General features: G+C 61.4%; 8 protein-coding genes. 7 read left to right on the plus strand and 1 reads right to left on the minus strand.

Features of this window, described 5'->3' with window-relative positions:
• Together msrB and LDL37_RS06670 are read left to right on the plus strand one after the other, a co-directional pair.
• Nucleotides 1–271 (plus strand): peptide-methionine (R)-S-oxide reductase MsrB (gene msrB, locus LDL37_RS06665; RefSeq protein ID WP_290795848.1); only part of this gene is annotated, 271 nt, incomplete at its 5' end.
• Nucleotides 272–553: 282 nt separating this feature from the next.
• Nucleotides 554–922, plus strand: coding sequence for a hypothetical protein (locus LDL37_RS06670; protein WP_290795850.1), 369 nt, complete (start codon nucleotides 554–556; stop codon nucleotides 920–922).
• Between the two features lie 137 nt (nucleotides 923–1,059).
• On the opposite strand, the gene LDL37_RS06675 is transcribed toward LDL37_RS06670, so the two are convergent.
• Nucleotides 1,060–2,493, minus strand: a complete 1,434-nt coding sequence (locus tag LDL37_RS06675) for an aldehyde dehydrogenase family protein (protein ID WP_290795853.1) — start codon at nucleotides 2,491–2,493, stop codon at nucleotides 1,060–1,062.
• Between the two features lie 371 nt (nucleotides 2,494–2,864).
• Between LDL37_RS06675 and LDL37_RS06680 the strand changes: the two genes are divergently transcribed.
• The 5 genes from LDL37_RS06680 to LDL37_RS06700 form a co-directional block, all read left to right on the plus strand.
• Nucleotides 2,865–4,025 (plus strand): DegT/DnrJ/EryC1/StrS aminotransferase family protein, encoded by a 1,161-nt coding sequence (locus LDL37_RS06680; protein ID WP_290795855.1) that lies wholly within the window; start codon nucleotides 2,865–2,867, stop codon nucleotides 4,023–4,025.
• A gap of 155 nt (nucleotides 4,026–4,180) precedes the next feature.
• Nucleotides 4,181–4,525, plus strand: coding sequence for a hypothetical protein (locus tag LDL37_RS06685; protein ID WP_290795857.1), 345 nt, complete (start codon nucleotides 4,181–4,183; stop codon nucleotides 4,523–4,525).
• 314 nt (nucleotides 4,526–4,839) lie between these two features.
• A complete protein-coding gene (locus LDL37_RS06690; RefSeq protein WP_290795859.1) occupies nucleotides 4,840–6,123 on the plus strand; it encodes an ammonium transporter in 1,284 nt (427 codons plus the stop codon).
• A 415-nt stretch (nucleotides 6,124–6,538) separates the two neighbouring features.
• A complete protein-coding gene (locus LDL37_RS06695; RefSeq protein WP_290795861.1) occupies nucleotides 6,539–7,984 on the plus strand; it encodes an NAD(P)-dependent oxidoreductase in 1,446 nt (481 codons plus the stop codon).
• Nucleotides 7,981–10,000 (plus strand): glutamate synthase central domain-containing protein (locus tag LDL37_RS06700; protein ID WP_290795863.1); only part of this gene is annotated, 2,020 nt, incomplete at its 3' end. The genes LDL37_RS06695 and LDL37_RS06700, both read left to right, overlap by 4 nt.

A 10,000-nucleotide genomic window follows, 5' to 3' on the forward strand; every position in this document is an offset into this window, starting at 1 on the left:
CGCCAAGTTCCATTCGGGATCGGGCTGGCCCAGCTTCTATCAGGGCGTGGGTGAGGGGCATATCCGCTATCTGCGCGACGTCTCGCACGGCATGGTGCGCACGGAAATCCGCTGCGGCCGCTGCGATTCGCATCTGGGGCATGTGTTCGAAGACGGCCCGCGCCCGACCGGGCTGCGTTACTGCCTCAATTCGGTGGCGATGGACTTTGTGCCGGACGGTCAGGCCCTGCCTGACCCGCTGGAACGCGACGATCCGGCCTCTATAGGCTGATTTCTGAAACATTTTTGCGTGTGAGCCCGGCCCTTAGGTCGGGCTTCTTTTTTGCCCTTGAAGAGCAAAATTCTTTTATTTCACAATATTATTAGCTCATTTAATCCGTAAACTGATTAAATATCGGCGGTAAAAAATCCGTGATTTTGTTCAGGGTCCGGAATATTTTTTGTTGCCAAACCCCTGAATTGGCGCATTCTTTACGGGCAGTCCCACGGGTTACGGTTGCGCCCTTGAACAAGGCATTCGCCCAAGAACAAGAAAAAATGGAGTGAATTCGTCATGATGAAATCTGTCTATGGTGCCGCCGCCGCTGCGGCCTTTCTGACCCTCGCCGTGCCGGCCTTTGCCGAATGCGACGCGCAGCAGGAGCGCATGGTGGGTAAGGCGATTGCCGACTCGGTGAAGGCCGATGCCGAAAGCGTGTCCGGTCCGGTGCGCAAGGCGGTGGTGGACCTCGATCGCTGCGAAGGCGGCAGCACGCATTTCGATACGCAGTTCAAGGTTAAGGCCGCTCTGGCCGATGGCAAGGTGGTGTGGGTCGAAGGCCACGCGCGCGGCGTCAATGATCAGATCGAGTCGATCCAGTATCGTCAGGCCAGCCCGGAGCTGGTGGCGCTGGTGCGCGGCACGGCTCTGGCCAGCCGGTGAGCCTAAAGCGCCTCCCCTGAAATCAGGGGAGGCGCTAACCGCATAAGCATCACAAAAAAGCGCCCTCGTTGCCGGGGGCGCTTTTAATGTTTCGGGGTGTGGGGGCGGCGGCCCCCACGTCCTTTTGTCCAGCGAACTTAACCCGCGAAGGTATAGGCCGTCTTCACGATGGTGTAGAATTCCTTGGCGTAGGCGCCTTGTTCGCGCGGGCCGTAGGAGGAGGCTTTGCGGCCACCGAACGGCACGTGGTAATCGACGCCGGCGGTCGGCAGGTTGACCATGACCATACCGGCCTGAGCCTTACGCTTGAAGGTTTCAGCGGCCTTCAGCGACGAGGTGCAGATACCGGCCGACAGGCCCATTTCGGTGTCGTTGGCGACCTTGATGGCTTCGTCGAGGTCCTTGACGCGGATGACCGAGGCGACCGGTCCGAAGACCTCTTCCTTGTTGATGGCCATGTCCGGGGTCGTCTTGTCGATCAGGGTCGGGGCGTAATAGTAGCCCGGCGTGCCGAAGGTCAGGTCTTCGCCACCGGCGACGACCACACCGCCTTCGGACTTGGCCTTGGCCACGGCGTCCTGCGCGATCTTGAGCTGTTCCTGAGAGGCGATCGGGCCCATCTGCACGCCATCGGCGCGGCTGTCGCCGACCTTGATGGCCTTGGCCGCGTCGGCCAGAGCGGCCACGAACTTATCGGCGATGCCTTCGGTCACGATGATGCGCGACGAGGCCGTGCAGCGGTGACCGGACGAGAAGAAGGACGAGTTCAGCACCGAGTTGACGGCAATGTTCAGATCGGCGTCGTCGAGCACGATGACCGGGTTCTTGCCGCCCATTTCGCACTGGATGCGCTTGCCCTTGGCCACGGCGGCGTCGCGCACGCGTGTGCCGGTCGGGACCGAGCCGGTGAAGGTGATGGCGTCGCAGCCGTCGATCAGCAGCGGACCGGCGACCGAACCGCGGGCGAAGACGACGTTCAGCACGCCCTTGGGCAGGCCGGCGCGCGTCAGGATGTCGGCCAGCGCCCAGGCGCAGCCCGGCGTCAGCTCAGCCGGCTTGCACACCACCGTATTCCCGAAAGCGATGGCCGGTGCCATCTTCCACGCCGGGATAGCGATGGGGAAGTTCCACGGGCAGATCAGGCCGATGACGCCGACCGGCTCACGGGTGATTTCGACCTTGATGCCCGGACGCACGGAATCGAGCACTTCGCCGTGGGCGCGCAGGGCTTCACCGGCGAAATATTTGAAGATGTGACCGGCGCGGGTCACTTCGCCGATGCCTTCCGGCAGGGTCTTGCCTTCTTCGCGCGACAACAGCGCGCCCAGCTCGGCCTTGCGGGCCAGGATTTCCGTACCGGCGGCGTCGAGAATGTCGAAACGCTGCTGCGGCGTCGAATATTGCCAGGTTTCAAAGGCGGCGCGCGCGGCGGCGATGGCGGCCTTCACTTCCGGCTCACCGGCGGTCGAATAGACGCCGATGATGTCGTTGGTGTCCGACGGGTTGATGTTGTTGAAGGTGGTGCCGGTAACGACCCATTCGCCGTTGATCAGATTGCCGAAGGTGGTCAAGGTAGCTCTCCCTGAATGAATAAGGCGTTTGCCCGTGCGACGGAAATAAACCCGGACCCGCGTCCGTACCAATGCCGAACGGGTATCCGTGAAAACATGTTAGCGCTCACACGCCGCTCTTATGCGCAAAAGCCGCGACGGGCTCAAGCGAAATCCGAAGGGCGCGGATCACGTCTGCCGCCGCCTTAGCACGGCGCATCGCCCGCGTAAATGTCCGACAAGTGGGTCTGTATACGGTATCCGAATATTCCGCGTGCCGCGCCGCGACGATAGGCCGCAGATGAAACGATAGGTAATGCCTTTTGAGGTGCGCCGGGCGTGAGGGGTGATAAGTCTCTGCCTCAACTGATGTGGCTTACCGAAGGTGTCTCATGGCTATTCCCTTTATTGATCTGGGTGCGCAGCGCGAACGCATTGGCGCGTCTATCGAAGACGGGATCAAAAAGGTGCTCAATCATGGCGCCTATATTATGGGGCCGGAGGTCCGCACGTTTGAGGCCAATCTGGCGGCCTTCGCCGGATCGAAGCACGCCCTGTCGTGCGCCAACGGCACGGACGCCATTGAGCTGGTCCTGCTGGGGCTGGGTGTGGGTAAGGGCGATGCGGTATTTGTCCCGGCCTTCACCTTTGTGGCCACCGCCGAAGTGGTGCCGATGACGGGGGCTGAGCCAGTCTTTGTCGATATCGACCCGAAGACGTACAATATGGACCCGGTAAAGCTTGAGGCCGCCATCGCTGCTGTCAAGGCCGAAGGGCGTCTGAAGCCCGCCGCGGTCATCGCCGTCGATCTGTTCGGGCAGGCCGCCGACTATCCGGCGATCTCGAAAATCACACAGGCGCACGGCCTGTTCCTGATTGCCGACTCGGCGCAGGGCTTTGGCTGTACGATTGACGGCAAGCAGCCGCTGGAATGGGCGCACGCCACCTCGACCAGCTTCTATCCGGCCAAGCCGCTGGGTTGCTATGGTGACGGTGGGGCGGTGGTGCTCAATGATGACGCGCTTCTGGAGCGCCTGATCTCGTTCCGGGTGCACGGTGGCGCGACCCCGACCGACGCGGCGACCATGAACTATGTGCACGAGGCCAAGTATCTCAATGTGCGTATCGGCATGAATTCGCGCCTCGATACGATTCAGGCGGCCGTGCTGATCGAAAAGCTGGCCATCTTTGCCGAAGAGATCGACCTGCGTCAGGCCGTGGCCAAGCGCTATAATGAGGCGCTGGACGGCTATGTGACCAGCGTGCCCTATGTAAAGGACGGCTACGTCTCGACCTGGGCGCAATATACGATCGAGCATGAAAACCGCGACGGCCTGCAAGGTTTTCTTCGTGAAAAAGGCATCCCGACGGCAGTATACTACCCCATCCCCCTGCATCAGCAGCCGGGCTATAGCATGTTCACCGCCGGCACGGGCGATCTGAGCGTGTCGGAAGCCAAGTCGAAGACGGTGATCAGCCTGCCGTTCAGCCCCTATCTCACCGCCGAAACGCAAAGCCAGATCGTCGCGGCGGTAAAGGCGTTTAAGGCATAAGCACTTCGAACGCCTTTTTGCCAAGTGCTCATGGGCATGGCGGAAAACGTGAAAAATTGTGTATCCTGATGAGATTAAACGTGGGCCGAAAGCCTACTTTGAGAACGCAGTCCGGTGAACATTTTTCATAAAGTTAAGACAAGGTTTTCCGAAGCATGAACGTGCAACTGGAGCGCAATCAAAGATTTATATGCTATGCCGTTCTCGGTTACCTGGATTATATCAGGCGACATGGATCAGGGGATAAGAACTACAATTATATCTTCGGAACGAGAGGAACCTTAGATAAGTTGAGACGGGCTGGCTATGACAGCGATTTATTGGATGCAATTGCTGAAATAGATGAGGTCGAGTCGCTTATATCGCGGTGGGGAATGGAATTTTATGAGCAGGCTATTTCTTCATTTTATGATCGAATACTAGGCATTCTCGAACGAGATCAAGATTTTTCCTCTGAGCCTCATCCCGCCTTGTTATGCCTCGTCAGCCAACCGCTTTGACACTTCCCGTGTGCAAACTCTGTTAGGGCGGCTTTGAAGGCGTTTAAGTAGGGTAGGGCTGGCCCAAGTTGACGGCCCAGCCGTTTCGCGAGGCCTGACACACGCTGTTCTACCGCTCTGCAACAGTTCGAAACGCGGTTTGTGAATTTTTTTGCCAGATGACGCAAAATTTGCTCGCTTTTCGGTAAAATTTCGCGCAAAGAGCAAAAATGTCGGAAAAACTGTGACGCGCAACGTCAAGCCTGTGGGCTGGGCGCTGTGTGCAGATGCGAGTTTTCCAAACCTTTTCAGAGTGCGTTCGGGGTTCAGGCGGTATGACGACGGGATCAGTGGCAGCAGCAGCGACGGCAGCACCGGCGCTTCTCAAGCATCAGGCGGTACTGGCGCTTGATAGCGGTCACACGTCGTGGATCATCGTCTCCACGGCGCTGGTGCTGTTGATGACCCTGCCGGGTCTGGCCCTGTTCTACGGCGGCATGGTGCGCAAGAAGAACGTGCTGGCGACCATGGCGCAGTCGGTGGCGGCGGCCGTTGTCGTCTCGGTGCTGTGGATCGTGGCCGGTTATTCGCTGTCGTTCGGCCTCAATGGCAATGAAGGGCTGAACCGCTTTATCGGCTCGTTCGATGCGGTGCTGCTCAACGGCGTGACCATGCAGACGGCCTTCGGTCTGGCGCCGCAACTGCCGGAGTTCCTGTGGGTCGCCTATCAGATGACCTTTGCCATCATTACCCCGGCCCTGATCGCCGGTGCCTTTGCCGAGCGTCTGAAGTTTTCGGCCTTCCTGCTGTTTACGGCCCTGTGGACGCTGCTGGTCTATGCGCCGGTGTGTCACTGGGTGTGGGGCGGCGGTTTCCTGGGCAACATGGGCGTGCTCGATTTCGCCGGCGGGGCAGTGGTGCACGTCAATTCCGGTATCGCGGGCCTTGTCTGCGCGCTGGTTCTGGGGCCGCGCCGGGGCTTCCCGCGCGACTATATGCCGCCGCACAATCTGGCCTTTACGATGATCGGCGCGTCGCTGCTGCTGGTCGGCTGGCTGGGCTTTAACGGCGGGTCGGCCTGGACGGCGGATGCGCTCGCCAGCGTGGCCGTGCTCAACACGATTGTTGCCGCCATGACGGGTGCCGTCGGCTGGACGATCGTTGAGTGGTTTGAGCGCAAGCAACCGACGCTGCTCGGCATGATTTCGGGTATTGTGGCGGGCCTTGTCGCCATTACGCCGGCGGCGGGCTTTGTCGATCCCAAGGGCGCGCTGGCCATCGGCTTTATCGGCGGCATCGCCTGCTTCTTCGGGGCGACGGCCCTCAAAAAAGCCTTCAAATACGACGATACGCTGGACGCCTTTGGCGTGCACGGCGTCGGCGGTCTGGTGGGTGCGGTGCTGACGGCGGTCTTCGCCAATCAAAGCATCAATGCGCTGGCCAAGGACGCCACCGTACTTAAACAGGTGCTGGGCCTCGTGGTCGTGATCGGCTGGAGCGCGGTGGTCACCTTCCTCATTCTGATGATCTGCAAATTCACCACAGGCCTGCGTGTGGACGAGGAGCAGGAGATCGAGGGTCTTGACGCGACACAGCACGGAGAGACCCAGCACGGATAGCCCGGAGCCCGCCAAAGGGACAAGGGGCTGAACCGGAACCGGTCAAGGACTGCCCCGCCCGAACCGAGCGGCAAGGACTTACAAAACCGGAACGGAAACGCCCCTCAGGATTTGCCGGGATTGCCCCGGCAGACACTGGGGGGTTCTTATGTCTGGACCTTCGGTTTACGCTCCGGAAACGGGGTGATAAAACCGGAAAAAAGGCATGTGAAATAGTACGATTTGTAACTACCCCCGCAAAAATCCCACGACCTCGGTTTTTGGTCGCGATTTTGGCGGGAAACGCCGGAAAACATCATTTTCCGCTTTAACTCAGCGGGCTTTTGCGCTTTAGGGCGTTTTAGCGCGCTGTAACAAACTAAACTCCATCTTCCGAAAACGGAAGGTTTTTGCACCGAGTTGTGAGGTTGGGCCTATGACCTACGAGACGAACCGCTTCGTCGTTGAATACAAGAAGACGCCATCGAAGGCCGAAGCGAAGACCCGCATCACAAATTTCAATGAAATCTACGCCGATTTCAAACCGGAGCAGGCCAATGCGCAGGCCTCGCGCTGCGCCCAGTGCGGTGTGCCCTTCTGTCAGTCGGGCTGCCCGTTGCAGAACAACATCCCCGACTGGCTGCGCATGACCGCCGAAGGACGCTTTGAGGAGGCCTTCCGCCTGTCCTCGGCGACCTCAACCCTGCCGGAAATCTGCGGCCGCATCTGCCCGCAGGACCGTCTGTGCGAAGGCTCGTGCGTGCTGGAGCAGTCGGGCTGGGAAAACGTTACCATCGGCGCGGTCGAGCGTTATGTGAACGACATGGCCTTCGAAGAGGGCTGGATCGAGCCCATCGTCCCGGCGCAGGAGCGTTCGGAGAGCGTCGGCATTATCGGCGCGGGCCCTGCAGGGATCGCGGCGGCCGACCGCCTGCGCACGCTGGGCTATAAGGTCACCATCTATGACCGTTACGACCGTCCGGGCGGCCTTCTGACCTATGGCATTCCGTCGTTCAAGCTGGAAAAGGACGTTGTTCTGCGCCGTACCCAGCGTCTGGCCGACTCTGGCGTCGAATTCGTCCTCAACTGCGATATCGGCAATGACGTGTCGTTCGAGGAACTGCGTCAGAAGCACGACGCCATTCTGATCGCCACCGGCGTCTATAAGGTGCGCCGTCTGAGCGTGCCGGGCTGCGGCTCGAAAGGCGTCGTGGCGGCGCTCGACTACCTGACCGCCTCCAACCGCAAGGGCTTTGGCGACGCGGTTGAGGCCTATGACAACGGCACGCTGAACGCCGAAGGCAAGACCGTCGTGGTCATCGGCGGCGGCGACACGGCCATGGACTGCGTGCGCACCGCCACCCGTCAGGGCGCGAAGGCCGTGACCTGCGTCTATCGCCGTGACCGCGCCAACATGCCGGGCTCGGACCGCGAAGTGGCCAATGCCGAGGAAGAGGGCGTCAAGTTTGAATGGCTGTCGGCCCCCAAGGCCGTGCTGGGCGATGCCGAGCACGTGTCGGGCCTGCGCATCCAGCGTATGCGCCTGACGACGCCGGACGCGCAGGGCCGTCAGGGCATCGAGGACATCCCCGGTGCCGAAAACGACCTGCCCGCCGACCTCATCATCGAGGCCCTGGGCTTTGAGCCGGAAAACATCCCGGTCCTGTTCAACCAGCCGGGCCTCGAAGTCACCAAGTGGGGCACGATCAAGGTGCAGGCCGGTGAGTTCCAGACCTTTGTGCCGGGCGTCTTTGCCGCCGGCGACATCGTGCGCGGCGCGTCGCTGGTCGTGTGGGCCGTCCGCGAAGGACAGGACGCCGCCGCCGACATCCACCACTATATTCAGTCAAACGTTTCCGCTTCTCTGGAGGCCGCTCAATGATCTCTTCCGGCTCCTCGTCTTACGAACTCTATCACCGCAACCGTAACGCCCTGATCGAGGCCGACGCCTATGATCCGCGCACGGAATTCGATGCCTGCGGCGTCGGCGTCGTCTGCTCCATTGATGGCCGGCCGCGCCGCGACGTGGTCGAACTGGCGGTCAAGGCGCTGAAGGCCCTGTTCCACCGTGGCGCGGTCGATGCCGACGGCAAGTCGGGCGACGGCGCGGGCATCATGATCAATGTGCCGCAGGACTTCTTCCGCGAGCAGGTGCGCAATATCGGTCATGAGCCGCGCCCCGGCCCCGTGCTGGTCGGTCAGGTCTTCCTGCCGCGCAACGATCTGGGGGCCCAGGAAGCGGCGCGGACCATCGTCGAATCCGAAATCCTGCGTTCGGGCTTCTACCTCTATGGCTGGCGTCAGGCCCCGGTCGATGTGTCGCAACTGGGCACGCGCGCCAATTCCACGCGCCCGGAAATCGAGCAGATTATGCTGGCCGCGCCCGACGGTCTTGAGGAAGAGGCGCTGGAACGCGCCATGTTCCTGTGCCGCCGCCGCATCGAAAAGCGCGTCGAAGAAGCCAATCTCGACTGCTATCTGTGTTCCTTCTCGTCGAAGACGCTTATCTATAAGGGCATGTTCCGGGCCGAGCTGGTCGATGACTTCTATCTCGACCTGAAGGACCCGCGTTTCGTCTCGTCCGTGGCGGTCTTCCACCAGCGCTTCTCGACCAACACCTTCCCCGAATGGCGTCTGGCGCAGCCCTTCCGCATGTTGGCGCACAACGGGGAAATCAACACCCTGCGCGGCAACGTCAACTGGATGAAGTCGCACGAAATCCGCATGGCGGCAGCGACCTTTGGCGACAATGACCGCGACGTGAAGCCGGTCATTCAGCCGCGCGGTTCCGACTCGGCGGCGCTCGACAATGTGTTTGAGCTTCTGGTGCGCGCCGGGCGTTCGGCCCCGATGGCCAAGGCCCTGCTGATCCCCGAAGCCTGGTCGAAGCAGGCCGTGACCATGCCGGAATCGCACCGCGCGCTTTACGCCTACTGCAACGCCGTGATGGAGCCGTGGGACGGCCCGGCGGCTGTTTGTGCCACCGATGGCCGCTGGGTCATCGCCGGTAAGGACCGCAACGGCCTGCGTCCCTTGCGTGTCACCCAGACGCAGGATGGCCTTTTGATCGTCGGCTCGGAAGCGGGCATGACGGGCGTGGCCGAAGACCGCGTGGCGCACCGCATGACCATCGCGCCGGGCCGCATGATCGCTGTGGACCTCGAAGCCGGTAAGCTGTTCAGCGAGGACGAAATCCTCGACGCGCTGGCCTCCAAGCACGACTACACCAAGTGGCTGGAAAACATGGTCGATGTCGATTCGATCATCGAGCCGGGGCCGGAGCCGCGCGCCTATTTCGGTGAGGAGCTCGACCGCCGTCAGATCGCCGCCGGCCACACGCTCGAAGACCTCGACACCGTGCTGGACGCCATGGTGAAGGACGGTAAGGAAGCCATCGGCTCGATGGGCGACGATACGCCTCTGGCCGTGCTGTCGGAAAAGTGGCGGCCCCTGTCGCACTATTTCCGTCAGAACTTCGCGCAGGTCACCAACCCGCCGATCGACCCGCTGCGCGAAGAAGCCGGCATGTCGCTCAAGACGCGCTTCAAGAACCTCGGCAACATCCTGGCCGAAGACGCGACGCAGGCCAATGTGCTGGTCATGGACTCGCCGTTCATGACGACGGGCATGTATGAGCGCCTTTTGGCCACCAGCAATGTCGGTCAGGTGGCGGAGCTGGATTGTTCCTTCCCGCTGCCCGCCGAAGGGGCGGCGCCGGGGGCGGGCCTGCGCGCCGTGCTCGACAGCTTGCGCGATGAGGCCGTGGCTGCTGTGAAAAATGGCGCCGCCATGATCGTCCTGACCGATCAGAAGTCGGGTCCGGAGCGCATGGGCGTGCCGATGATCCTCGCCGCTGCGGGCGTCCATGCCCGTCTGGTGCAGGAAGGTCTGCGCTCCT

The sequence above is a fragment of the Asticcacaulis sp. genome, assembly GCF_020217185.1.
Lineage (GTDB): Bacteria > Pseudomonadota > Alphaproteobacteria > Caulobacterales > Caulobacteraceae > Asticcacaulis.

What these genes read in the sequence shown, in the direction of transcription:
- LDL37_RS06670 (WP_290795850.1), top strand. Translation starts at nt 554, where the DNA reads ATGATGAAATCTGTCTATGGTGCCGCCGCCGCTGCGGCCTTTCTGACC.
- LDL37_RS06680 (WP_290795855.1), top strand. Translation starts at nt 2,865, where the DNA reads ATGGCTATTCCCTTTATTGATCTGGGTGCGCAGCGCGAACGCATTGGC.
- LDL37_RS06685 (WP_290795857.1), top strand. Translation starts at nt 4,181, where the DNA reads ATGAACGTGCAACTGGAGCGCAATCAAAGATTTATATGCTATGCCGTT.
- LDL37_RS06690 (WP_290795859.1), top strand. Translation starts at nt 4,840, where the DNA reads ATGACGACGGGATCAGTGGCAGCAGCAGCGACGGCAGCACCGGCGCTT.
- LDL37_RS06695 (WP_290795861.1), top strand. Translation starts at nt 6,539, where the DNA reads ATGACCTACGAGACGAACCGCTTCGTCGTTGAATACAAGAAGACGCCA.